Annotated in this window: 27 protein-coding genes; 20 read left to right on the forward strand and 7 right to left on the reverse strand. The window is 42.2% G+C overall.

Features of this window, described 5'->3' with window-relative positions; translation table 11 throughout:
* Positions 1-12: 12 nt before the first annotated feature.
* From VRK28_RS12990 to VRK28_RS13025, 8 genes are all read left to right on the forward strand, one after another.
* The gene (locus tag VRK28_RS12990; protein ID WP_062566811.1) at positions 13-2,316 is read left to right on the forward strand and encodes a chemotaxis protein CheA; all 2,304 of its coding nucleotides are present in this window, start codon (positions 13-15) and stop codon (positions 2,314-2,316) included.
* Positions 2,317-2,378: 62 nt separating this feature from the next.
* A complete protein-coding gene (locus VRK28_RS12995) occupies positions 2,379-3,542 on the forward strand; it encodes a protein-glutamate methylesterase/protein-glutamine glutaminase (protein ID WP_062566812.1) in 1,164 nt (387 codons plus the stop codon).
* On the forward strand, positions 3,535-4,299 hold the full coding sequence (locus VRK28_RS13000) for a flagellar motor protein (RefSeq protein ID WP_054562170.1): 765 nt from the start codon (positions 3,535-3,537) through the stop codon (positions 4,297-4,299). The genes VRK28_RS12995 and VRK28_RS13000 overlap by 8 nt, the downstream gene beginning before the upstream one ends.
* Positions 4,300-4,305: 6 nt before the next feature.
* Positions 4,306-5,265 (forward strand): flagellar motor protein MotB, encoded by a 960-nt coding sequence (locus tag VRK28_RS13005; RefSeq protein WP_062566813.1) that lies wholly within the window; start codon positions 4,306-4,308, stop codon positions 5,263-5,265.
* An 11-nt stretch (positions 5,266-5,276) separates the two neighbouring features.
* Positions 5,277-6,047 carry a ParA family protein gene (locus VRK28_RS13010; RefSeq protein WP_054562168.1) on the forward strand — a complete coding sequence of 257 codons (771 nt, stop codon included), beginning with the start codon at positions 5,277-5,279 and terminating at the stop codon, positions 6,045-6,047.
* A 2-nt stretch (positions 6,048-6,049) separates the two neighbouring features.
* Positions 6,050-6,808 carry a chemotaxis protein CheW gene (locus tag VRK28_RS13015; RefSeq protein ID WP_062566814.1) on the forward strand — a complete coding sequence of 253 codons (759 nt, stop codon included), beginning with the start codon at positions 6,050-6,052 and terminating at the stop codon, positions 6,806-6,808.
* 21 nt (positions 6,809-6,829) lie between these two features.
* A complete protein-coding gene (locus VRK28_RS13020) occupies positions 6,830-7,327 on the forward strand; it encodes a chemotaxis protein CheW (protein WP_054553251.1) in 498 nt (165 codons plus the stop codon).
* A 15-nt stretch (positions 7,328-7,342) separates the two neighbouring features.
* Positions 7,343-7,747 carry a DUF2802 domain-containing protein gene (locus tag VRK28_RS13025; RefSeq protein ID WP_055020709.1) on the forward strand — a complete coding sequence of 135 codons (405 nt, stop codon included), beginning with the start codon at positions 7,343-7,345 and terminating at the stop codon, positions 7,745-7,747.
* A 30-nt stretch (positions 7,748-7,777) separates the two neighbouring features.
* Here VRK28_RS13025 and VRK28_RS13030 read toward each other — a convergent pair whose 3' ends face one another.
* Positions 7,778-8,086 carry an EscU/YscU/HrcU family type III secretion system export apparatus switch protein gene (locus VRK28_RS13030; protein ID WP_054562165.1) on the reverse strand — a complete coding sequence of 103 codons (309 nt, stop codon included), beginning with the start codon at positions 8,084-8,086 and terminating at the stop codon, positions 7,778-7,780.
* A gap of 5 nt (positions 8,087-8,091) precedes the next feature.
* Positions 8,092-10,875 carry a flagellar hook-length control protein FliK gene (fliK, locus tag VRK28_RS13035; RefSeq protein ID WP_062566815.1) on the reverse strand — a complete coding sequence of 928 codons (2,784 nt, stop codon included), beginning with the start codon at positions 10,873-10,875 and terminating at the stop codon, positions 8,092-8,094.
* A gap of 102 nt (positions 10,876-10,977) precedes the next feature.
* On the opposite strand from fliK, the gene ccmA reads away from it, so the two are divergent.
* From ccmA to VRK28_RS13085, 10 genes are read left to right on the forward strand one after another with little or no spacing between them, the layout of a single operon-like run.
* Positions 10,978-11,598, forward strand: coding sequence for a cytochrome c biogenesis heme-transporting ATPase CcmA (ccmA, locus tag VRK28_RS13040; protein WP_156426507.1), 621 nt, complete (start codon positions 10,978-10,980; stop codon positions 11,596-11,598).
* Positions 11,598-12,284, forward strand: a complete 687-nt coding sequence (ccmB, locus tag VRK28_RS13045; protein WP_054553246.1) for a heme exporter protein CcmB — start codon at positions 11,598-11,600, stop codon at positions 12,282-12,284. The genes ccmA and ccmB overlap by 1 nt, the downstream gene beginning before the upstream one ends.
* A 1-nt stretch (position 12,285) precedes the next feature.
* The gene (locus VRK28_RS13050) at positions 12,286-13,023 is read left to right on the forward strand and encodes a heme ABC transporter permease (protein WP_054553245.1); all 738 of its coding nucleotides are present in this window, start codon (positions 12,286-12,288) and stop codon (positions 13,021-13,023) included.
* A 2-nt stretch (positions 13,024-13,025) separates the two neighbouring features.
* Entirely contained in the window at positions 13,026-13,229 is a 204-nt protein-coding gene (gene ccmD, locus VRK28_RS13055) for a heme exporter protein CcmD (protein WP_054553244.1), read from the forward strand.
* Entirely contained in the window at positions 13,226-13,705 is a 480-nt protein-coding gene (ccmE, locus tag VRK28_RS13060; protein WP_054562161.1) for a cytochrome c maturation protein CcmE, read from the forward strand. The genes ccmD and ccmE overlap by 4 nt, the downstream gene beginning before the upstream one ends.
* Position 13,706: 1 nt before the next feature.
* Complete coding sequence (locus VRK28_RS13065; protein WP_062566817.1) at positions 13,707-15,662, forward strand: heme lyase CcmF/NrfE family subunit; 1,956 nt, start codon at positions 13,707-13,709, stop codon at positions 15,660-15,662.
* Positions 15,659-16,228 carry a DsbE family thiol:disulfide interchange protein gene (locus VRK28_RS13070; protein WP_054562159.1) on the forward strand — a complete coding sequence of 190 codons (570 nt, stop codon included), beginning with the start codon at positions 15,659-15,661 and terminating at the stop codon, positions 16,226-16,228. Before VRK28_RS13065 ends, VRK28_RS13070 begins: the two co-directional genes overlap by 4 nt.
* Positions 16,228-16,689: a cytochrome c-type biogenesis protein gene (locus VRK28_RS13075; RefSeq protein ID WP_054562158.1), complete on the forward strand. Its 462-nt coding sequence runs from the start codon at positions 16,228-16,230 to the stop codon at positions 16,687-16,689. Before VRK28_RS13070 ends, VRK28_RS13075 begins: the two co-directional genes overlap by 1 nt.
* Complete coding sequence (gene ccmI / locus VRK28_RS13080) at positions 16,690-17,952, forward strand: c-type cytochrome biogenesis protein CcmI (protein WP_062566818.1); 1,263 nt, start codon at positions 16,690-16,692, stop codon at positions 17,950-17,952.
* Between the two features lie 9 nt (positions 17,953-17,961).
* A complete protein-coding gene (locus VRK28_RS13085) occupies positions 17,962-18,693 on the forward strand; it encodes an MlaA family lipoprotein (protein WP_058586371.1) in 732 nt (243 codons plus the stop codon).
* A gap of 65 nt (positions 18,694-18,758) precedes the next feature.
* On the opposite strand, the gene VRK28_RS13090 is transcribed toward VRK28_RS13085, so the two are convergent.
* Positions 18,759-19,982 (reverse strand): EAL and HDOD domain-containing protein, encoded by a 1,224-nt coding sequence (locus tag VRK28_RS13090; RefSeq protein WP_054562155.1) that lies wholly within the window; start codon positions 19,980-19,982, stop codon positions 18,759-18,761.
* A 371-nt stretch (positions 19,983-20,353) separates the two neighbouring features.
* Here VRK28_RS13090 and putP point away from each other — a divergent pair, with 371 nt between their 5' ends.
* Positions 20,354-21,865, forward strand: a complete 1,512-nt coding sequence (gene putP, locus VRK28_RS13095; protein ID WP_062566820.1) for a sodium/proline symporter PutP — start codon at positions 20,354-20,356, stop codon at positions 21,863-21,865.
* 62 nt (positions 21,866-21,927) lie between these two features.
* Here the strand turns inward: putP and VRK28_RS13100 are convergent, their stop codons facing one another.
* Positions 21,928-22,230, reverse strand: coding sequence for a YebG family protein (locus VRK28_RS13100; RefSeq protein ID WP_054553324.1), 303 nt, complete (start codon positions 22,228-22,230; stop codon positions 21,928-21,930).
* A gap of 246 nt (positions 22,231-22,476) precedes the next feature.
* On the opposite strand from VRK28_RS13100, the gene VRK28_RS13105 reads away from it, so the two are divergent.
* A complete protein-coding gene (locus VRK28_RS13105) occupies positions 22,477-22,770 on the forward strand; it encodes a ComEA family DNA-binding protein (protein ID WP_054562153.1) in 294 nt (97 codons plus the stop codon).
* 28 nt (positions 22,771-22,798) lie between these two features.
* On the opposite strand, the gene VRK28_RS13110 is transcribed toward VRK28_RS13105, so the two are convergent.
* The 3 genes from VRK28_RS13110 to VRK28_RS13120 all read right to left on the reverse strand — a co-directional run bounded on the left by VRK28_RS13110 (position 22,799) and on the right by VRK28_RS13120 (position 24,900).
* Positions 22,799-23,101: a DUF6170 family protein gene (locus VRK28_RS13110; protein ID WP_055197970.1), complete on the reverse strand. Its 303-nt coding sequence runs from the start codon at positions 23,099-23,101 to the stop codon at positions 22,799-22,801.
* The gene (dsbB, locus tag VRK28_RS13115) at positions 23,101-23,619 is read right to left on the reverse strand and encodes a disulfide bond formation protein DsbB (protein ID WP_054562151.1); all 519 of its coding nucleotides are present in this window, start codon (positions 23,617-23,619) and stop codon (positions 23,101-23,103) included. Before dsbB ends, VRK28_RS13110 begins: the two co-directional genes overlap by 1 nt.
* 129 nt (positions 23,620-23,748) lie before the next feature.
* On the reverse strand, positions 23,749-24,900 hold the full coding sequence (locus VRK28_RS13120; RefSeq protein WP_054562150.1) for a chorismate mutase: 1,152 nt from the start codon (positions 24,898-24,900) through the stop codon (positions 23,749-23,751).
* Between the last annotated feature and the right edge of the window lie 285 nt (positions 24,901-25,185).

Raw genomic sequence — 25,185 nt, forward strand, 5'->3', positions numbered from 1 at the left:
GAGAGTAGCTGCATGAGCTTTGAAGTCGATGAAGATATATTACAGGATTTCCTTGTTGAAGCAGGAGAAATCTTAGAGCTTTTGTCAGAGCAATTAGTCGAGCTTGAAAACAACCCAGAAGACAAAGATCTATTAAACGCCATTTTTAGAGGCTTCCATACTGTTAAAGGTGGTGCAGGCTTCTTAAGTATGACTGAACTTGTAGATGCGTGTCATGGTGCAGAGAATGTTTTCGATTTATTACGCCAAGGTGTACGCAGTGTAACACCAGAACTAATGGACGTAATTTTACAGGCTCTCGACACTATCAACGAAATGTTCGCTACGATTCAAAATCGCGAACAGCCAGAGCCTGCAGACCCAGCCCTATTAGAAGTCCTTCATAAATTAAGTCAGCCACCGACTGCAGAAGAGCTTGCAGGTGAAGATTTATCTGTAGCAGAGGATGTTGCAGTTGCACCTGAAGAACCCGCAGTTGAAGAGCCCGCTGTTGATACGCCTGAAGTCACAGCAGAAACAACAACAGACAATATCGATGAAGATGACCCATTTGCATTCGATATGTTATTTGATGGCGGCGGTCTTGCAGATAGCAGCGCTGAGTCACAAAATATTGACGAAATCACCGAAGACGAATTTGAAAGTCTACTAGATGAACTGCATGGCAAAGGCCAAGGTCCAGCAGCGACTGCTCCTGAAGCAATTAGCAGTGATAGTGACGATATTACCGATGATGAATTTGACAGCTTATTAGACGAACTGCATGGCGTTGGTAACTTTGGTGAAGTAAAACAAGATACTCCTGCTCAGCCTGAAGCTACAAAGCCTGCACAGGCTGCTCCTCAGGCGTCTGCAGCAGAACCTTCAAGCAATGACTCAGACGATGAAATTAGCGATGACGAGTTTGAAGCGCTGCTTGATGAATTACACGGTAAAGGTACTGCTCCTCAGTCTTTAGAAACGGCTGCGCCAGAAAAAGCGCCTGAACCACCAAAAGCAGAACCTGCAAAACCAGCACAGCCTGCAGCACCAAAACCGGCACCTGCGCCTAAATCTGCTGCCGCAGCGCCTAAACCAGCTCCAGCTCCTGCAAAAGCACCAGAAAAATCGCCTGCAGCTTCTGCTGCACCGAAAAAAGCGCCACCACCACAGGCAGAAACAACGGTACGTGTTGATACTAAACGTCTCGATGAAATCATGAACATGGTGGGTGAGCTGGTATTGGTCCGAAACCGCTTAGTGAGCCTTGCTAATAACAGCAATAGCGAGTCAATGGGTAAAGCCATCTCTAACCTAGATGTGGTAACCGCAGACTTGCAAGGCGCGGTAATGAAAACCCGTATGCAGCCAATTAAGAAAGTATTTGGCCGTTTCCCACGGGTTGTTCGTGACTTAGCCCGTAGCTTGAAAAAAGATATTAACCTGCAGCTAGTTGGTGAAGAAACCGATTTAGATAAAAACCTTGTTGAAGCACTTGCTGATCCATTGGTGCACTTAGTGCGTAACTCTGTTGACCATGGTATTGAAATGCCAGACGTGCGTGAAGCCGCAGGTAAACCACGTACAGGTACCGTAACGCTTTCGGCATCACAAGAAGGTGATCACATCCTACTAACCATTCGTGATGATGGTGCAGGTATGGATGCTGAGAAACTGAAAAAAATCGCAATTAGCAAAGGTGTGATCGATCACGACCAAGCAAGTCGCTTGTCGGATACCGAAGCATACAATCTTATCTTTGCACCAGGTTTCTCAACCAAAGAAGAGATCTCTGACATCTCAGGCCGTGGTGTCGGCATGGATGTTGTTAAAACTAAAATCACTCAGTTAAATGGCTCGGTTAATATACAGTCTGAGCTGGGTGTAGGTACTGCACTTGAAATCAAGGTGCCATTAACACTTGCTATCTTACCGACCTTAATGGTTGTTGTGGGTGAGCAAACCTTCGCATTACCACTTGCTGGTGTTAGCGAAATTTTCCACCTTGATTTAACTAAAACTAACGTAGTTGATGGCCAACTGACAATTATTGTACGTGAAAAAGCGATCCCGCTTTTCTATTTACAACATTGGTTAGTAAAAGGTGCCAACCGCCAAGAGCGTAAAGCAGAAGGTCACGTGGTTATTGTACAAATAGGTACTAAGCAAGTGGGCTTTGTAGTTGACTCGTTAATAGGTCAAGAGGAAGTTGTTATTAAACCTTTAGATGCCTTATTACAAGGTACACCAGGTATGGCAGGTGCGACAATTACTTCTGATGGTGGTATTGCACTGATCCTCGATGTACCTAGCATGCTTAAACACTACGTTGGCTAATAATAAATAATAAAGTGCAGCATTTAGCTGCATTTTGAATGATATAAAACAAGAGAGTGCCAATGGCAGTCAAAGTATTAGTTGTTGATGATTCAAGCTTTTTTCGCCGCCGTGTCAGCGAAATTTTAGAGCAAGACAGCAATATTCAAGTGATTGGTTTTGCCGTAAACGGTCGTGAAGCGGTAGATAAAGCCCGTGAACTAAAACCTGATGTAATTACTATGGATGTTGAAATGCCGGTTCTTGATGGCATTAGTGCCGTAAAAGAAATAATGGCAGCAACACCAACTCCTATTTTAATGTTCTCATCACTCACTCGTGATGGTGCAACCGCAACCCTAGATGCACTGGATGCTGGGGCGTTAGACTTTTTACCGAAAAAATTTGAAGACATTGCACGCAACAATGAAGATGCAATCGCGCTTTTACAAAATAAAGTAAAAGAAATTGGTCGACGTCGCCTTTCTCGTTTTTCGCGCCCAGCACCTATTTCGCGACCAACTCCGGCTCCTGCACCAAGGAGCAGTAGTACTACAAATACGAGTAGCGGTATTGTTCAACCTGATCGCAGCTTTAGCCGTCCAGCTCCTGCTAGTTCGCCTGCCGCATCGTCTTCGAGTACGAGTAATATTCGCGCTTCGGGCAAGCAATATCAGTTAGTTGCTATTGGCACATCAACCGGTGGGCCTGTAGCGCTACAAACAATTTTAACTCAGCTGCCAGCTAACTTTCCGCATCCTATTTTACTTATTCAGCATATGCCTGCAGCATTTACACCTGCGTTTGCAGCACGCCTCAATGGCTTATGCAGAATCAATGTGAAAGAAGCGCAAAATGGTGACCGTTTAATGCCTGGTACCGCTTATTTAGCACCTGGTGGTCAACAAATGCTAATAGAAGGACGAGGCGGCTCTCGCACACTGCGTGTGTTTGAAGACGACAGTCCGCGTATTACTTACAAACCGAGCGTTGACGTGACCTTTGCTAGTGCTGCAAAAACCTTTGGTGGTGATGTGCTAGCTGTAGTTTTAACGGGCATGGGCGCAGATGGCCGTGATGGTGCGCGTATGCTTAAGCAAGTCGGTGCTACTATTTGGGCGCAAGATGAAAAAACCAGTGTGGTGTATGGTATGCCACAAGCTGTTGCAAATGCGGGGCTGGCGAGCGAGAGCTTAGCACTCACGGATGTTGCAGCTCGCCTAACGCGTGAGACTGGTTGTGGATAAGCTATCTTTTCTTGGCTTAATTGTCGCGATAAGTGCCATCGCCTTTGGTTATGCATTAGAGGGCGGTGTTGTTTCTGCGCTGTTTAATGGTCCTGCGCTTATCATCGTACTCGGTGGTACGCTTGGGGCTGTGATGCTGCAAACCCCTGCAAGTGTTTTTACTAAAACACTTAAGATCAGTCATTGGGTGTTCTTTCCGCCATACCACGATATTGATGCAGCCATTGAACAAGTTAAGCGTTGGTCACACAAAGCACGCCAAGAAGGTTACTTAGCCCTTGAGTCTGAAGCGCTGTCGCATTCAGACCCGTATGCGGCAAAGGGCTTGAGTCTACTTGTTGATGGGATTGATGAGCAAAAGCTCAGAGATACCCTTGAAATTGATTTAATGCTCGAACGCGAGCGCTTACTCGAGGTAAGCCGAGTTTACGAAGCCATGGGCGGTTATAGCCCTACAATTGGTATTCTAGGTGCAGTACTCGGTTTGATTCAAGCTATGCAATTTATCACCGACCCTGAAAAACTGGGTGCCGGTGTTGCTACTGCGTTTATCGCTACTATTTACGGTGTTGGTTTAGCTAACTTATTATTCTTGCCGATGGCGAATAAACTTAAGCAACAAGTTGAGCAAAAAATGCTGTATCATGAACTACTTGCTGAAGGCATTATTGCTATTTCGCAAGGTGAAAGCCCACTTAATATCGAACTAAAACTTGAGGCGTACCGTGTAGAGCGCCCAAGCTTAGTTGACGAGTAATTTATTATGATGCGCCGTCGTCTGCGTCATAACACGTCAAAAAACCAACATACTGAACGCTGGCTTGTCTCTTATGCCGATTACATGACCATCATGTTTGCTTTTTTTGTGGTCATGTATGCTATCGCAATTAGTAAAAATGAAGACTTTCAGATTCTCTCAGACTCACTGGAGCAGGTGTTCGAAAAATCAGCTCGTCAGCAACAACAGGTTGGCACTGGGGTTAACGGCACAGGCATATTAACTGACAGAGTTAGTCCTGAGAACGACATTCTATACGGTGAGAGCATTCGTAAAAATGAGCAGGGCCCTGAATTACTCGATGGACAAAGCGAAACCAGCAATATTGAGAAAAAACATCTCGGCAAGCCTCTCGACAGCTTACTAACTAAATTACAGTCTGCGCTCATAGATGAAATTCGTGATGGTGAAGCGAGTTTAGAGCTTCACCAAGATTGGCTTATCATCGAATTAAGTTCAGGTATGCTGTTTTCATCGGGCAGTGCTGTTGCACAGCAGCGTGCCAAGCAAGTTGTTGGTTTAGTGAAAGATATTATCGCGCCGGTTGATAACTACATTCGCGTGCGTGGTTATACCGATAACGAAGGTATTCGTAATGAGATGTTTCGCTCAAACTGGGAGCTATCTGTAGCGCGGGCTACATCCGTACTGGTTGAGCTTGAGAGTTTAGGCATTAACCCTGCGCGTATGGCTATTGAAGGTTACGGGCAGTATTCGCCCTTCGCAAGTAATGACACTGAGCAAGGTCGCGCAGAAAACCGCAAAGTGGTTGTTGCATTGTCTAAATATGGTTTACCGCCAAAAGAGCCAGAAAATACTGAACAAGAGTCACAAAACCAACCGCAACAGACGACAGAAATTGAGTTGCCAAGCGATGATAACAGCATTAAAGTGATTCAATTACCACATGGTGGCATTAGGATTACCACGCGCAATGAACAATAATAAGGTGTGATGTGAAAGTTTGGACCGTAGCGAATCAAAAAGGTGGGGTAGGGAAAACAACAACAGCCGTTAGCCTTGCTGGTATTCTCGCTTTACAAGGAAAACGCGTGTTACTTATAGACACCGATCCGCATGCATCATTGACTTATTATTTTGGTATAGATTCAGAAGACTTAGAAGTTAGCGTGTATGATATCTTTGCGCGCGGCAATAACATGGCCAGTGAAGAAATTTTACAGGCCCTATGTCCATCAACACTTGAAAACCTTGATATCTTACCTGCGACGATGGCAATCGCGACGCTTGATAGAAGCATGGGCAATAAAAATGGTATGGGCTTAATACTAAAAAAAGCACTGGCTAAAATTAGCGACCATTATGACTATGCAATTATTGATTGCCCGCCTGTTTTAGGGGTTTTGATGGTCAATGCTCTTGCAGCTAGTGAGCGAATTTTAGTGCCAGTACAAACAGAATTTCTGGCCTTAAAAGGGCTTGATCGTATGATGCGTACGATGGAGTTGATGCAAACATCGCAAGCAAAACAGTACCAATATACAATTATTCCTACAATGTACGATAAACGTACTAAAGCATCACTTGAAGCTTACAAGACTCTGCAGGATAATTACAAAGATAAAGTATGGTCAGGCGTTGTTCCTGTCGATACAAAGTTTAGAGATGCTAGTTTAGCACAACAAGTGCCGATTCAATTTTGCCCGCGTTCGCGTGGGGTATTTGCCTATCGCGCGCTGCTTGATTACTTAGTTGCACAAGGTTAAAGATGAGTAAGCATTTATTTGCCAATGAAAAAGTGATGACCCAATATTTGGGCGCTTTGTTGTGTGAAGATGAGCCTACAGACCAAAATCTTGAGCCAGTCGCAAAGCTGCTGGAGCAGGTTAAAGAGCCTGAAACTAAGACGGAAGAAAAGCTGACAGACGTTCAGCCTACTCCAGAACCTGTTTTACCACCCCCAGAACCGATTAAAGAGCTTGAGAAAACCGAGAACCAAGCTAATATCAAAGATATAGTCGCAGAGCCTAAAGCTGAACTGGTTGCAAAAACCTCGTCTGATCGTCAAGAAGACTATTTTGATGGTGAATTTCAGGCATTATTCTTTGAGGTTGCAGGGTTAACGCTTGCTGTACCGTTAAAAGCATTAGGGGGAATTCATCAGCTGGCTGAGGTTAACCAATTATTTGGTAAACCTAAATGGTTTAAAGGTGTAATGCTAAACCGTGAAGAAAAACTAAATGTTGTTGATACTGCACGTTGGGTTATGCCAGAAAAGTATGATGAAAAATTAGAACAATCATTAGATTATCAGTATTTAATCACCTTAGGTGACAGTCAATGGGGATTATTGGCTGAAAAGCTCGTAAATAATATTACGCTTCGTAAAGAAGATGTAAAATGGCGAGCAAAATCAGGTAAGCGGCCTTGGCTTGCAGGTGTTATCAAAGAGAAAATGTGCGCCTTGATTGACGTTGAAAATTTAAATCAATTGCTAGAGCAGGGCTTAGATAGCCGTGAGCAGTAACTATTTTTACGGAGTAATAGCATGAGTGAAGAAAGACTACTGTCAGCAAATAAAAACGCTGATAGCAACGATGAAGTGTTACAGTGGGTAACCTTTAAACTTGAAGAAGAAACGTACGGCATTAACGTAATGCAAGTACAAGAAGTACTTCGCTATACCGAAATTGCTCCTGTACCAGGTGCGCCTTCTTATGTATTAGGTATTATTAACCTACGTGGTAATGTTGTTACTGTTATCGACACTCGTGCACGTTTTGGCTTAATGGGTGCTGAGGTCACTGATAACTCTCGTATCGTTATCATTGAAGCTGAAAAGCAAGTGATTGGTATTTTAGTCGACAGTGTTGCTGAAGTGGTTTACCTACGTAGCTCTGAAATTGACAGTGCGCCAAATATTGGCACAGAAGAAAGTGCTAAGTTTATCCAAGGTGTATCTAACCGTGATGGTGAGTTACTGATCTTGGTTGATCTTAATAAATTATTAAATGACGATGAGTGGGACGAGCTAAGCGCACTATAAGCGTTTGGAAATTATATGCTGTTATACTCTTTGTTTGGTGCCTCAATCTTACTTGTATTAGTGTGTTTGGGGCTTATTTTTGTCAATAACAATAAGCAAGCGGCGGCGATTCAAGCCAAGCAAAAACAGTTACAAGAAGCTCAACAGCAATTGAGTATTTTACGTAGCGAAGTGGCTGAGATGCGAGCCGGCATGCTGAGTATTGGCAAACGCGTTGTTGCTGTTGAAGAAAAAAGTAAAGAGCTTGAACAGCTACAAGATGCACAAAAATATGATGATCCGAATGCGAAAATTTATTCGCGAGCGGTTAAAATGGTTGAGCTAGGCGCTGATTTAGAAGAAATAATTCGTGAATGCGAATTACCCAGAGCCGAAGCTGAACTACTCATGTCACTTCATAAACAAAAAGGCGCCCAATAAGGCGCTTTTTTATTTGAGTACATTTGAGCACTAGGCTTGAATGTTGAGCTTACCTTGAAAGTCTTGCCAACCCGGTGGAAATTTACCACGCAATACGTACGAAAAAGCAATTAACTCGGCAATGACATAATAGAGCTCTTTCGGGATTTCTTCACCTAACTCAAGATGCGATAAGGTTTGCGCTAAATCAGCATCTTGGTGTATCAAAATACCTTTTTGCTCAGCAAGTTTGACGATTTCTTCAGCCAATTCACCAAAGCCTTTACTGGTTACTCGTGGCGAGCTACCAGCTTCGTAGAGTAAGCCAATTGCTGATTTATGCACCGCTTGTTCACTCATAAGAATTATACCTTAATGTTAATAATCGCATGGGATTTATAAAAAGCTTGGTGGCTTGACGTCCCTTGTTGCAAGTTTAACTCACCTACATTTAAGCCATGGCCTGCTAATTTATGACGAAGTGTTTCTAAATGCGGATGAGCAAGCGCTGTCACTTCTTGTGAAGAAGCGAGCAACTGGCAATCAACTGCTTTATCCATCACCTCTGCGGTAATTTGTAACTTGCCAAGCTGTGCATAATCAAAGTTCAAGCGCACAAACCAGATATTTTTCGCTTCGAGTTTATTTTTACTTGGCTTTTTATACTGTCCTAAGCTGATTTCTGTTTGCCCTGTTTCAGGAGGTAATTTCATCGGCAAGAAAAATTGCGCTAAAGCACTGTTATCTTGTTGCTGATTGATAGGTGTTGTTTGCACCTGAGCCAACGTGTTTTTTAGTTGTGAAGCTTCAGCCGCCATGGCTTGCATCGCTGGCTGCTGTAGCTGCTCGAGTAATTTATTGCCGTTAACGGCTTTAAAGTTGGGCACTAACACTTGCAGTAAGGCATCAAGACCAGTCTGGTTATTAAAACTAAGGTTGGTTGGTGCTTGGTTAATAATTGGCGCGGCAAGTGAAGCCACTGCTAATTGTTCTAACCCTTGGCTAAAGCTCGCTTGCTGAGTCTGGCTGGGTAATGCTGTTGGCCTGAGGATACTTAAAAGCTCTCGTTCAATCGTAGTAGGATGCATGTTTTGACTCGAGATCATGCGATTAAATGCTTGATTTACGAGTCGATTTAAATCTACTGAAGACGATGTGTTTTGCTCACTCAGAGCTACAAGTTTTTCTGTTAATTGCACCGATAGAGGTGTGCTTGCTAAAGGTTTGCTTTCAGGAAGCGGTAATAGCTTAGCAATCAGTGCCGCCTCAATCGCTCTTATCGGCAACAATGGCTGACTCAAGTTGGGTTCTTTCAAAGCTAAGTAGGGGGCGTGTAATTGAGTTTGTTGCTGAGCAACTTTTTGTAACCCTGCTGTTTGCTCAGTTGGCGCTCGAGTCGCTGAGTTATTCTGTTTTATTTGTTCATTAGGCGTTGCCGCTACAAGGTTTTTAGCCACTGTTTTTATTGCTCGCTCAGCTTGTTGTTGCGAAGGAGCAGGTGCCCCTTTTAAATCTGGCTTTGAATTTTGTGCAGTAGGGTTGGGCGCTGAGTTTAATGTCGCTTGTTTAGTTTGTGTAACCTGCTCACTCAGATTTTTAACTACTGAATTAGCAAGGTTATTTTTAGCTTGAGCGAGCTGCTCTGTGGCTGGTCTGTCAGATTTCATGGCAGTAACAGCGCCGCTAACCGCTTTGTTGTCTACAGGTGTTTGTTGTAAAGCCGTATCTTTATTCAAAGCAGGAGTTTGCGCTTTACTATTGATTGCTATTTGAGTGGCAGGGCGCTGCGCGCTAACAAACGGCTCTAAACTGACTTTTATCCGTTGCAGTAACTGTATTAATGGTGGAGCCTTGTTATAACTCACGGGTAAGCTAACTTGCTTTAAAGACTGACTTTCGGTTAATGGCACTGTCTGTTTAGTCGCAGGTAATGGCGTATTTGCTGTAACTGGCCCACTGGTTTTTTGCGATACTTGGGGGGCGGCGTGTTGTGGCGCGCTTTGTTGAATAGCGGCAAACTTTACTATATTGATTTTATTAGCATTAAAGCCCAGTTGGCTAATCGTATTTTTGCTTTCAATCAGCTGATGCGTTGACTGGTAAACAGCCGCTTTGGTGGTAGCAGGGAGCTTTTCAAAATAGCGCACTGCATCACTAATACGCGTTTTTAAATCTGCAAAACTGTCTTTTAGCCAAGAGCTAATGGGGGAATTTGAGCTGCTCGATGGCGCTAAAAACGTACTCTTAGGTTCAATAGCTTGGCTTTTTAATGCTTGATTGAATGTCTCTGACAGCGAGTTCTTTAACAGTATTTGTTGCACAGGCGCTTTATTTATAAGTTCAACAGTATTTTTAACTTGCTGGGGGGTTAGTTTTAATGCATGAGGGTGAAATTGCCACTGCGCTTGAATTTGCTTCGCTTGTTTTGGCGATATTGTAGGTAGCGGTAAAGTTAATTCATTACTTTGCTTGTTTGCAACACTTAACTGTACTTGTTGCCCAGCTAATTTTAAATTCATTTCAGGGGTTAGCTTAGCCACCAACTCGGCTACTTTTTGTTGGCTAACACTTTGCTGATGGAGAGAATCCCCAAAGCGATTAATAATGTTTAAATTAAAGCTATTTTGTTGGTTGGTAGCAGGCAGCAAAATGGCTTTAAGTGGTGCTTCAGCTTTTAAAAGAGCAACCAGGCTATTGTTAAGAGCAAACTCAGCTTTTAATGCCGGTAGTTGTAGCAAAGGTTTACTTGGCGCAATCTGAGCTGGGTGCGGCATATTTGTATTTGCACTCCCTTGTGTTAGCAAGTTCAGTAGTGCTTGTAATTGCTGGCTTTTGCCAAGTGTAATCGTCAGCGGTGCTGGCGTGATAGTCAGCTGTTTTCCATCACTACTTAATTGAATATTGGCTGCTAAAAAGCGCTCAGTTTTGAGGTTTTCTTGCTCTGTTGATAAGCGCAGTGTTTGCCATGAGTTATTGATTAGCACGTCCATTTGCACGCTTTGCTTACCAATCACGATATTACGGGCAGTTAGACTCTGCTCAGCCAGCATTTTTAAGGCATCATTAGGGGATTGCTGTGATGCACTGCTGATTGCTTTTGGGTCTAGATTAAGCTGAGTGCTGAGAGTCAACTGGCTTTGTTTATTCATTATTTTAGATCAAATATAAGTTAATCGTTTTAAAGCAATATTCGTATTACCCTATCATTATGGTAGACTAACGCCTAATTTTGGGTATAGAGAATCGTCATCTTGTTACACATTAAGGCCGTCACCTGCATCAAGCAAGATCGTTGTTTGTTTGCGGATCTTAATTTCAGCTTGAAATCGGGACAAATTATGCAATTAGCTGGTCCGAATGGGGCTGGTAAAACATCATTATTGCGTATTATCGCGGGTTTCGCTATGGCGGATGAAGGCGATGTTTTGTTCCAAGAACGCTCGATTACAAAATACTATGATGAATTTGCACAAGAGTTATTATTCATCGGCCATAAAACAGGGGTAAATACACAGCTTACCGCCCTTGAGAATGTCGCATTTTGGCTAAAAATTAATGGCTACGATAGCAAACAAGACTTGTATCCGATCTTAGCAAAAATAGGCTTAGTAGGTCTTGAGGATGTGCCTGTTCGTATGTTGTCAGCAGGGCAACAGCGCCGTGTCGCTCTAGTAAGACTGTGGTTAAACAGTGCCAAACTATGGATCCTTGATGAGCCATTTACAGCCCTTGATAAAAGCGGTGTGGCATTTTTACAAGAACGCTTTGTTGAGCACCTAAATGCTGGTGGCGCGATTCTTTTAACTACCCACCAAGACTTAACGACACATTTTAGTGACCTACAAACAGTGACTTTGGAGTATCGCCACTGATGGTAAAACAGCATTCGTATTGGCAATTATTCTCTGCGGTTTTTTCTAAAGATCTTAAATTAGCGTTTCGTCAGCGTGCTGAAATCGTTAACCCTATCTTGTTTTTTCTTATTGTTATTACACTTTTTCCGTTAGCAATTGGCCCTGAACCCGGTCTACTTGCTCGTATGGCGCCGGGCATTATTTGGGTCGCTGCGTTACTCTCGACTATGTTGGGCTTAGATAAGCTATTTCGTGATGATTATCACGATGGAACATTAGAGCAATTAATTGCTTCATCATACCCATTACCGTTAACTGTCCTTGCAAAGGTGGCGGCGCATTGGGTGATCACGGGGTTGCCTTTAGTATTAATGACTCCGGTATTTGCTTTGTTATTGAATTTAGAAAGTTCAGCGCTTTTAGCAACCGTTCTGACCTTATTGTTAGGTACGCCTTTGCTTAGCTTCATTGGCGCAATTGGCGCTGGACTTACTGTGGGACTACAAAAAGGCGGCATTTTAATGAGTTTGCTTGTTCTGCCTTTGTATATCCCTGTACTAATTTTTGCAACCTCGGCTATTGATACCAGCTCTATGGAGCTTGCCTATAGCGGACAGCTTGCAATCCTTGGTGCCATGCTAATCGTAGCGATTATAGCGGCACCAATTGCCATATCGTCAGCATTGAAAGTGAGTGTAAGTTAATATGTGGAAGTGGTTACATCCCTACGCAAAAGCAGATCGTGCTTACCAATTGTGTAACACCTTACTGCCTTATTTCGCCGTCGTTACGGTGGTTTGTATGATTGTTGGATGGGTCTGGGGGCTTGCTTATGCCCCAGCCGATTACCAACAAAAAGACAGCTACCGAATTATTTTTATCCATGTGCCTTCAGCTATTTTATCTATGGGCGCTTACTCTTCTATGGCGATTGCAGCAGTGATCGCACTAGTATGGCAATTACGTAATGCAGAACTTGCAGTGATTGCAATTGCACCTGTCGGGGCATGTGTGACAGCGATAGCATTAATTACCGGTGCAGCATGGGGTAAACCTATGTGGGGCGCATGGTGGGTGTGGGATGCACGTCTTACCTCTGAGTTAATTCTGTTATTTTTATACCTTGGTGTGTTATCGCTTTATCATGCTTTTGAAGATAAAAAAGCAGCGGGGCGTGCTGCTTGTATATTAGCCATTGTTGGGGTTATCAACTTACCGATTATTCACTTCTCGGTGGAGTGGTGGAATACCTTGCATCAAGGTGCAACCATTACAAAGTTTGATACTAAAGCCATTGATCCAAGCATGTTTTGGCCATTAATGGTTAACATTGTTGCGTTTGCAGGTTTTGTTGGTGTGGTGACGTTAATCCGTCTTAAAAACGAAATTCTCCAACGTGAAAAGCATCGCCCTTGGGTGCGTGATATGGTTGAGCGAGGTTAATCATGCAGTTTGATTCTTTTGCAGATTTTATTGCCATGGGTGGCTATGGCTTTTATGTATGGTTGTCTTTTGGTAGCTGTGCATTAATTTTACTCGGTATTTTATTTAGTTCGTTAAACGATACAAAACGTATTTTCTCTTCAGTAAAGCAGCAAGCACAACGTGAAGAGCGCATTAAGAAAGCGAAGCAAGAGGCAGGGCAATGAATCCAAGACGTAAAAAACGTTTATTAGCAGTTGTAGCCATTATTTTTGGTGTGGGTGCAACGATTGGTTTAGTGCTGTACGCACTGCAAGAAAACATTAATTTATTCTATACCCCAAGTGAACTTGTTGAGGGTAAAGGACCAAACAAAGAAAAACCGCATATTGGTCAAAAGCTACGTATTGGTGGCATGGTTGTACCTGGCTCAGTTGTTCGTGACGAATCAAGCTTAAAGGTAAGCTTTAAACTGATTGATAAAGGCCCTATGGTGACAATTAATTATCAAGGGATTTTGCCGGATTTATTCCGTGAAGGGCAAGGGATTGTAGCGCAGGGCGTGTTAGTTAAAGCCAATGAAATTGATGCCTTTGAAGTACTTGCAAAGCATGATGAAGAGTACATGCCTGCAGAAGTTGCTGAAGCTGTGAAGGGTATCAAGCACGAAAAACCGACGTATAACTTAGATAACGGCAATTAATATGATCCCAGAACTCGGTTATTTTTCTTTAACACTGGCCATGGTTCTCAGTGTTCTATTGTGTATTTTTCCTTTGTGGGGCGCGCATACCGGCAATTTACGTTTAATGCGTGCGGCTCCATCACTGGCAATTGGACAATTCGTATTTGTACTTTTGTCTTTTGCTGCACTTGTTTATGCCAGTTTAACCGACGACTTTACTGTTTCGTATGTTGCTTATCACTCAAGTAGCACCTTACCTTGGTACTACAAGATAACCTCGACATGGGGTGGTCATGAAGGGGCAATTTTACTCTGGTTAGTAATGCAAGCGGGTTGGACAGCAGTTGTTGCTATGCGGTCGCAATCATTACCTTGGGTATTACGTGCTCGTGTACTGGGTGTACTTGGCTTTTTAGGTGTTGGCTTTATGTTATACACCTTATTAATGTCGAGTCCATTTGAGCGCTTATTGCCGTATTTCCCTGTTGAAGGTCGCGATTTAAATCCGTTATTGCAAGACCCGGGTATGATTATTCACCCGCCATTGCTCTATATGGGCTATGTGGGTTTATCTGTGTCGTTCTCATTTGCTATTGCAGCGTTACTTACAGGTAAGCTTGATAATACCTGGGCTAAGTGGTCTCGTCCTTGGACTATGACAGCATGGGGTTTTTTAACACTCGGTATTACCATTGGTAGTTGGTGGGCATATTCAGAACTTGGCTGGGGTGGCTGGTGGTTCTGGGATCCAGTTGAAAACGCATCATTAATGCCATGGCTTGTAGCAACCGCATTGCTGCACTCATTATCAACCACCGAAAAGCGTGGTGTATTTAAGTCGTGGACCGTATTGTTGGCTATTGCAGCATTCTCGTTAAGCTTACTGGGTACCTTTATTGTTCGCTCGGGTATCATAGTATCTGTGCACGCTTTTGCCTCAGATCCTAACCGCGGTATGTTTATTTTAGCTTTCTTAGCCATTGTAGTTGGTGGTGGTTTATCGCTTTATGCACTGCGTGTATCACAGGTGAAAAGTGAGGGCCGTTACAAGTTTGCCTCACGTGAAGTTGCGCTTTGGTTAAATAATATTTTCTTAGTTGTGGCAACGCTGATTGTATTGCTAGGTACATTATTGCCAATGATCCACAAAGAACTTGGCTTAGGCAGCATTTCGATTGGTGAGCCGTTCTTCAATAAGATGTTTGCTATTTTACTGGTACCGTTTGCCATTTTAATGGGTATGGGTCCGCTGTTACGTTGGAAACAAAATAAATGGTCGATGTTGCAAAACAAGTTTGCACTATCGGCTGTAGTCAGTCTCGTGGCTACGGCAGCGTGGTTATATTCAAGTTACGATGTAATTGCGCCAATTACCTTTATTGCAACTGCGCTAGCGGTATGGATTGTTGTTACTACAGTGGTTGATTTAGCGGCAAAAGTAACTATTCACAAAACCTTAGGCGAAGGCTTTAAACGTTTAGGGCTAAGCTATTGGGCGATGGTTTTAGGCCATGTTGGTTTAGCGTTCGTGATTGCAGGTGTAACGCTCACCTCTGCTTATTCAGTAGAGCGTGATGTATCAATGAAGCCGGGTGACACTGTGGCGTTAAATGAATACCAGTATCGTTTTGATGGTGTTAAGTCTATCCGCGGCGCAAACTATAGTGGCCATGCTGGTGTTGTCACTGTGCTGAAAAACGATAAACAAGTAACCGTTTTACATGCTGAAAAACGCCGTTATGACATTGGTATGCAGTTTATGACTGAAGCGGCTGTTGATGCTGGCTTCACACGTGACTTATATCTAGCGCTTGGTGAGCAATTAAGCCAAGGTGCGTGGTCGTTACGTATTTACCATAAGCCTTATGTTCGTTGGATGTGGCTCGGTGGTATCTTGATTTCACTGGCAGGCTTTTTAGTGCTTGGTGATAAACGCTACCGCCAAAAATCGACTAAGCAGGAGGCTTCAGCATGAACCGTAAACTACTCGCACTAGCACCTTTACTGGTTTTCGTTTTACTGTGTGTGTTTTTATATCAAGGCTTGTTTGCTAACCCGCGTGAGCTGCAAACAGGGCGTATTGGGCAGGCTATGCCAGCTTTTAACCTGCCAGATTTGATGGATGAGTCAAAGCGTTGGACTGATGCAGATTTAAAAGGTGAAGTTTACTTACTTAATGTGTGGGGCACATGGTGCCCGACCTGTTTAGCTGAGTTAGGCTATTTAACCGAGCTTAGAGAGCAGGGCGTTAAGATTGTTGGCTTATACTACGAGCAAGGCTACGACCCTGACTTTGATGGCCAGTTTGATATTAACGCACTACGCGAAGATGTCACTAGCATGCTTAATCGTGCTGGCGACCCATATCAATTTAATATCTTAGATTTAAAACGCACATTAGCCCTTGATTTAGGTGTGTCTGGCGCACCAGAGACCTTTTTAGTCGATAAACAAGGCACTATTTTGCTGCACCATACCGGCGATATTAATCCGCGTGTGTGGCGAGCCAAATTCGCACCGTTAATGCAGGAGTTACAGTAATGAGACTCGTGATTTTTTTAGCAAGTTTGCTTATCACGTTTAGCGCATTTGCAGAGCAAGACAAGTATCAATTTGATGATAAAGAGCAAGCTGTTCGCTTTAGTGAACTTACCAAAGAGCTGCGTTGCCCTAAATGTCAAAACCAGAACATTGCTGACTCAGACGCCGTTGTAGCCAAAGACTTACGTGACAAAGTGTTAACGCTGGTAAAAGATGGCAAAAGCAAAGATGAAGTCATCGATTATATGATTGACCGTTACGGTTACTTCGTACATTACGATCCACCAGTAACACCAGCAACCTTAGTGTTATGGGTATTGCCAGTATTAATTGTAGTACTTGGCTTTGGCTTTATTGTTTTACGCCAACGTAAGGCATCTGTAAAACAAACATGGACAGAGCAAGACGAGGCGCTGCTTGCAAAGTTAATTGAACAAAATCAACGTCAGGAGCAAAGCTAGATGGCATTTATGTGGGCTTCTTTTGTTTTACTCACACTGGTTGCATTGCTATTTGTTGTCGTTCCGTTTTTTAAACGCGAACGTATTCAACGCCTTGATCACAATGCAAACTCGGAGTTAATCCGAATTTATCATCAACGTTTAGACGAGCTTAAAGCTGACTTAGATAACCAGCGTATTGATGCACAAATGCACGATGAGTCAGTTATCGAACAAAAGCGTCGTTTACTCAATGAATTGTCTCCAGAAAAAGCGCTGAATAGTAAAGGTAACAACCGTATTTTTGCCCTTACTGGCGCTGGCTTTTTAATTGTTTTAACGGCTATCTTTTACGGTTACACGGGTAGTCAGCAGCAAATTAAAGGCTGGCATGACGCGATGGCAAACCTTAAGTCGTATGGTGAGCGTGCCGTGATGCAAGATGGTGAGCCGTTAACACCGAATGAGCTTCAAGCATTTGCTTTAGCACTGCGTACCAAGCTTGATCAAAGTGGTGATGATGAAGTGGCGTGGATGCTGCTAGGTCGTGTTGCTATGTCATTAAATGAATTTGATATGGCAATGCAGTCATTTGATAAGGTTCTTAAAATGAACCCAGATAACAAGCAAGTGCTGATCAGCTATTCGCAAGTTCTGTTAATGGAAGGCAGTGATGCGAATATGTCTCGTGCGGCGACTATGTTATCGAGAGTGTTAAAAGCAGAGCCGACCAATATTGATGCTATCTCATTGCTAGCCCTAATTGCTTATGAGCGTAAAGATTGGCTGCAAGCAAAAACTGCGTTTGAAGTACTGCTTGCAAGTATGCAGCAAAACGACCCGCGCTATAGCATGATTGCAGAGCGAATTGCTGAAATTGATGCTCATTTAAATAATGAGCAGCAAGTTACAAATACAAAACTCGCAGAAGCTTCAAACAGTGAAATTAGCATCACGGTTGATTTAGACTCTGCACTTGCAGATTCGCAGCCACAAAACGGCACGTTATTTGTTTTTGCAAAAGCAGCCAGTGGTCCACAAATGCCATTAGCTGTGGTAAAAATGACCGAATATAGCTTTCCGCTAACCGTGACATTGAGTGATAGCAATGCCATGGTAGAAGGCTTGAATCTATCAAGTGTCGATAAAATTATTTTAACTGCGCGTTTATCAAAAGATGCAACTGTGGTAACTTCTAGCGGCGAGTTGGAAGGCAAGTCGGATGTTTTAGAGCGCGCAAACGTAAAAGAATATTCGTTGCTAATTAATGAGTTAATACCTTAAGGATAGCCGATGTTTAGGCACAGTATATTTTTTATCTTTTTTGTAGTGCTTGCAGGATGCGCACAAATACCTGAAGAAAAAGCGGATGAGCGAGACCCATTACAGTCGTTTAACCGTCCTATGTATGATTTTAATATGGACGTGCTTGACGCTTATATTCTTCGCCCAGCAGCTGTTGGCTACGTTACAGTCACGCCAACACCGGTAAGACGTAGCATTGTTAATTTTACCGATAACATCACCGCACCAACGGATATGGTCAATGCTGGCCTGCAAGGTAAACCTGGTAATATGGGTATTAGCCTAGCGCGCTTTTTAGTGAACTCTACGGTAGGTTTACTCGGCTTTTTTGATGTCGCTTCATCGCTGGGTTTAGAAATTGTCGATGAAGACTTTGGTCAAACCTTAGGTGTATGGGGTGTAGGTGATGGCGCATACTTGATGATCCCAGGTATGGGGCCAAGTACAGCACGAAACCTAACAGGTGATGTGGTAGATAACTTTGTGTTACCTGAAATCACGTTAACAACACCACAGACAATATTAGTGTTCGCGCTGAAAGCGGTTGAGGCCCGTGCTTCATTAATGCCACAAGAGAGCCTATTAAATGAGTCGCTAGACCCTTATATCTTCATGAAGGATATTTACTTCCAGCGTCAATTATATGAGCTACATGATGGTAATCCGCCAGTAGAAAAAGAGCCTGATGATTTTGACGAAGACTTCTTAGAAAATCTTTAAGATTATTCAAATAAAAATGCCAGCAATTGCTGGCATTTTTTATAGCATTAATAGATTGATATTCATCAGTCTCCAAACACACTCATTTGGTCATTAGACCAACTTAATGCGTCGTGGTAAGCGTCCGGTACTTCTTCTGGCTTAAGGCCCAACTGTTGTTGGATTTCTTTCGCTTTTTCCCAATTTGCTTGCTCATAGAATTTTACAAGGTTTAGATAGGTAGCGAGTAAGCCTTCATCTTTAAGTAGAGCGTCTTTAATTTCGTTGGTCAGCGGTAACTTATTCATAACGCTTGGCATATCTTCATCTAAGATAGCATCCATTAATGACATCATGCCTGTTAAGAAAGCCATACCTGTATCGCGTAACTTACCATGACTAATTGCCAGTAATTCAGCAAACCGTGCTCGGGTTAGCGACAGGCGGATCAGTTCAGCAGGTTTATCTGCAGATACTTGAGCTGCAAATAACAGCGACAAGAAACGTTTAATTTCTTCGCTTCCTAATACGATAAGCGCTTGCTTGATTGTGCTGATTTCGGCACGGCGTTTAAATGCCGCGGAGTTTGAATAGCGTAATAGCTTATAAGATAAGTTAACGTCACGTTCAAACACCTCAGTGATTTTTCTAAGGTTTAAATCAATACTTGATGTTTCGTATAGGAGCTCGGCAAGAGCCATCTCAGAAGGTGGCAAAGTTTTACTTTGTACCATCTCCGGTTTTGAAAAGAAAAAGCCTTGAAAGTAACTAAAACCCATTTCTAGGGCAAGTTGGTATTTCTCGTAAGTTTCGACTTTTTCGGCAAGCAACTTGATGTGCGGGTGAGGTTTTATCGCTTCAATAACCGCTTCAATCGACTCTTTGTCTGTGGTTAAAAAGTCAATTTTGATCATATCGATATACGGATAAAAATGACGCCAGACAGGTTGATGAATGTAATCATCAAGGGCCAGTGTGTAACCACGCTCTTTTAAATCTTTAACCAGAGCAAGTAAACGTTTACCTGGTTGAATAGTTTCAAGAATTTCGACAACGACTTGTTCTTTACCCAGTAATAAAGGGTAGCCTTTTTGGAGTGTCTCTAAAGTGAAATTAATGTAAGCTGGTTTGTTATCCGTTAAATCTTCTAAACCAAAATTGAACTGACTACCTTCAATGAGTCGTGATGTTGCTTCATCGCCATCAATGTCTGGAAACACGTTATCTACGCCATCCCTAAACAGGAGTTCGTAGCCGACAAGTTTCTTTTCCTTATCTAAAATAGGTTGGCGTGCAGCGTAAAAATACATAGTCCTGGCATGTCCACTTCGGTTAATTCATTTATCCATCAGCAATATATGTCATTGTGCCTGAAATAGCATTAATTAAATGCGAGTATTTGAGGATAAATACTGATTTTATTCTGATCTTAAGACTAGGATAAATTGCAATTGAATTCTATAACTTGCGATTAAATATCATATTTTTGTTATGAAAAGGTTGAAATTGTAAACCCTGCCATTGAACTGCTTGATTGGAGTTGTAGGGGGGAAGCATGTTATAGTCATGGGTGATATCGGTTTTTACCCCAATAATGTCTTAAAATTAAATAACTTGCGAGTCATTATTCGGATTAAAAGCCAACATTAAACAACTTTTGGAGGCTAATTTGGAAACAGGAATGATAATTTCGTTAGCAATGTACTTCATCGTCATGCTGGGGATTGGGCTGTATGCTTATAAGCAATCTACCGACGATGTATCAGGCTATATGCTAGGTGGTCGTAATTTATCACCAAGTGTTGCTGCGCTTTCAGCTGGCGCATCAGACATGAGTGGTTGGCTGCTAATGGGTCTACCGGGTGCAATGTATTTGTTTGGTTTAAGCAAGGTTTGGATTGCCATAGGTCTAGTGCTCGGTGCTTGGGCTAACTACTTCCTAGTCGCGCCTCGTTTACGTGTTTACACAGAAAAGGCGAATGACTCAATCACCATTCCAGATTACTTCGCGAACCGCTTTGATGATAATAAAAATATTCTGCGTGTGATCTCTGCGATTGTAATCATTGTTTTCTTCACCTTGTATACGTCATCAGGTGTTGTTGCAGGCGGCAAGTTGTTCGAAAACTCATTTAATATGAGCTACGAAATGGGTCTGTACATCACAACCGGTGTCGTCGTGTTATATACCTTGTTTGGTGGCTTCTTAGCAGTGAGCCTGACTGACTTTGTACAAGGCTGTATCATGTTTATCTCGTTGCTGGCTGTGCCAATTGCAACGTTTACCATGCTTGATCAGCCAGTTATGGATACACTTGCTAATGCACGCTATGACTTATTATTAAGCTCACCAAAAGAATCAGAAATTCATGCACTTAATATGATGGATTGGTTTGCAGGTGGTTCAACGATAGCGATTATCTCTGCAATGGCATGGGGCCTTGGTTATTTTGGTCAACCACATATTATTGTACGTTTTATGTCTGTGCGTTCTGTGAAAGATATGCCGACTATGCGCCGTGTGGGTATGTCGTGGATGACGCTTTCAGCTATTGGTGCTGTGCTAACAGGTCTATTTGGTGCTGCTTATATGCTTGAAAACCAAATGCCAATTGATGATAAAGAAACGATTTTCCTAGTGTTGTCTGAGCTTATCTTCCATCCTTTAATTGCCGGCTTCTTATTGGCAGCTATTTTAGCGGCGATTATGAGTACTATCTCATCACAGTTATTAGTTTGTTCAAGCTCACTAACCGAAGATTTTTATAAGATTTACTTAAACCGTAGTGCATCGCAAAAAGAGCTGGTTTTAGTAGGTCGTATTAGTGTTATTTTGGTTGCTCTATTTGCTATTTACCTAGCCTATGACCGCAATAGCTCTATCTTAGACTTAGTGAGTAATGCATGGGCAGGTTTTGGTGCTGCATTTGGTCCACTCGTATTACTGAGCCTTTACTGGAAGCGTATGAACTTACAAGGCGCTATTAGTGGTATGGTTGTTGGTGCTGCAACAGTGCTGTTTTGGATTTACGCGCCAATTACAATTGATGGCCAAGCATTAAGTGCAATCATTTATGAGATTGTCCCAGGCTTTATTTTATCAACAATTGCTATTGTTGTTGTTAGCCTTACAACTGCTGAGCCGAAAAAAGAAATTACAGACTTATTTGATGAAGTTGAGTCGTCACTGTAGTTTTTGATTAAACACAAAAAAGGGCAACATCTGTTGCCCTTTTTTATGATCTAAATTTGCGTTTAGCTTGCCGCTTTTTCTTTTATATCAGCAACGTTGTCGTCTGACTTTGCTTTTTTAGGCTTAGCTGGGGCGTCTTTTGCACCTTTAAGTACCGCCATAAATTGGTCTTTTTCTTTTGCCATTTCAAGCGCCAGTGACTCAATTTGTTGCTCGCTTAATGGTACATCAACTTTTTCAAGCATTAGTTCTAATGACTCAGCAATGTCGAGCATTTTGTCATACGCATCAGCTTCTTTCTTAGTAGTAAACGTCATGCGCTCGACTCCGTTTCTTTCTACAACATATTTAACAACAACAGCCATGATTTCTCCTGCATTTAAGCGTGGCATTTGCAGCGTAATACCGCTACTTTGATTACTGTTTTTATATACAGTAATGCTTCGGGGCTTACTTTGCAAGTAACTTGAGAAAAATTTTATTCAGCAAATTTGACAATAATAGGGACATTAGCTTTATTTAAATTGTTACCCAAAGTTAAACACAAGCGATGGAGTGAGTGTTGGGTAATAGCTAACTACCTGTCCAAGATGGACATCATGGAGGAAATTATGAAATTACTATCAAGTATTTTACTTGCCACAAGCATTGCGTTACTACCTGCTACATCGGCATTCGCCGTTAAACCAACCGAAGCAACACAAGTTAAAATGCAAAAGCTCAGTATAAACAAAGCCAGCATAGATCAACTTACTCAATTACCGGGTATTGGAGAGTCAAAAGCTAAAGCGATTGTTGAGCACCGTAAAAAGCAAGGTCCGTTTAAGTCGGTAGAGCAATTAAAAGAAGTAAAAGGAATTGGCGATAAGCTATTTGCTAAACTTGAGGGGAAAATTACATTATAAATAGCGGGCTATACACCTAAACAGGGCGTTATTCGCCCTGTTTAAATTCATCGATAGCTTTGTCTAAATGCGCTAATGCGAACATGTTTTCGATAGGTGTTGTGATGAGTGGGTAACTCAAGCCCGCTAACAATAACCAAGGAATAAGCATCCAGCCTTCAAAGTAGGCCAAGCCTAAAAATAATGGTGCTAAAAAGGCAAGCTTACATACTGATAAAATGATCTTTTTGCTTGGGCTTAAATGAGCCAAAGCAAGGGCAATAATTTGCTGGCGTTGCCTTACTTTAAAGCTTTTTAAAGCAGGGATTTGGCTAGTAAAAAAATAAATCATTATAGCGACTTTTTACTCACTAATCGGCTAACTAGAACAGCCACAAATACCACTGAAAATGCTGCAAAAATCACTTCCATCCATGCTGGCATACTCATAGAAGCAAACTGCCAATCGATATTTCCGCAATCACCAGTAGCGGCAAAGAAGCTAGGGATCCATTCATGCAAAGGCATAAAGCTTGGGAAGTTAGGTTCAAATGCACAGCTAAATGCAAAAGGGTCAGTATTGTTTTGCATTGCAATGTGTTCTTTGGCAATAAAGTAACCCCAAATTGCAGAGACACCCCAAGTGGCAAATGCGACTAAGCGAACAACCATATTTTGTGGGTTAATTGCACCAATCACACCCGCTGCAAGTAAGCCTAAAACAGCGGTACGTTGATATATACACATGATGCATGGCTCAAGGCCCATGTTGTATTGAAAAAATAACGCAGTGATTTCAAATGCGAGGGAAATAACGGCTAATAATAACCAAGGTGTTCTTTTAGTTGCTAATTCTGCTAACCAATTCATGAAAGTTCCAATTTCAAATTGTTTTCAAGATTATGCTTAGACAGGGCAGTGGGTGCAAGTATCTAAGATGAAATTATACGAAAAAGGAGCCAACGAGCTCCTTTTCATTAATCATACCTAGGCTGGCTGTTACACACTAACAGCTTGCAAAGACTCACTTTGATAGCAGCCTAATACACGGGTGTATTGGGTGTGTTCTTTTAGCTCTTCAAGCGCTTGCTTAACATGTAAGTCATCAAGGTTTGCTTCAAGGTCAACATAAAACACCTCTTCCCATGGGTTTCCAGGTACTGGACGAGATTCCAATTTTACTAGGTTAATTTGATGTTGTTTAAAAATCATCAAGGCATCAGCCAATGAACCCGCTTGTTGTTTGGTCGCCATAATCAAACTGGTTTTTGTTGGAATTTGCTTAGATACTTGCAACGGGTTACGCGCGACGACAATGAAGCGGCTATGGTTTTCGCTTTGGTTTGCAAGGCCTGATTTAACGACTTCTAACCCTACATTTTTACCTGCTTGTGCTGAGCCGATAGCGGCGCTGTTTGTAGTTTCAACCGCTGATTGTAATGCATGGAAGGTTGAGTCACAGGTTTCATGTTGAATATCACCTAAACCCTGAATGAAGCGGCTACATTGAGCAAAAGGCTGTGGGTGAGCAAAGATTTTATTAATGTGAGAAAGCTCAGTACCTGGCATTGCTAATAAACAGTGCTCAACGCTGTGAGTGACCTCACCGACAATTGATACTTGTGCATGTTGTAATAAATCGAACACTTCATTGATACTACCTGAGCTGGTGTTTTCAATTGGCAGTAAGCCGAAATCAGCTTGGCCACTTTCAACTTTGCCAGTGATTTGATCAAAGCTCGAACAGCCCATCTCAATCAGCTTACCTGGGCGACGGCTAAAATATTTATGGCAGGCTAATTGGCTATAAGAACCTTGACCACCTAAATATGCAACACGATGACTTTCGCTCATCGCTTCAGGGTTTAGATTCTTTTGTAGCATTGCTTGTTGATTCAAAACAGAATCTTCAAGAATAGTTTGGAACACATTATTGATGTAGTACGCATCTAGACCTAGCGACTTACCATAATTAATAAGCTTTTCTAGTAATGCTTGTTCGCGGGCTTCATCGCGAATCGGTTTGTTATTGGCAATTTTATATTCAACTACGCTGTGGCTAATACGGCGTCTTTTAGCCAGTAACACCAATAAGTCGGAATCTATTTCATTAATATCGTGTCGTAACGCATTTAATGTATCAATGCTCATGTTGGTTTCCTCATTCCAAAACAGTGCACAAACAAAAAAGCCTCCCAAGTGGGAGGCTTTAGCTATTCGGTGAATTTATCTCGCAAACAGTTAAGCCTCCTCTATCTAAAGAAGCTAAAAAACGAAAAATAAGTGCGAGAGATAATTTGTTTCATTGAACTAATGTAAAAACACTTGTATGTAAAGTCAACTGCCTATCGCAGCTAATTTAGAAAACATCGGTGTTTACTCAGAAAATTCATTTATATTTATAAAAAATTTATAAATATAAAAATGAATCTGGTA

It is taken from the genome of Pseudoalteromonas sp. P80D2 (genome assembly GCF_036680945.1).
In the GTDB taxonomy this organism is placed as follows: Bacteria; Pseudomonadota; Gammaproteobacteria; order Enterobacterales; family Alteromonadaceae; genus Pseudoalteromonas; species Pseudoalteromonas shioyasakiensis.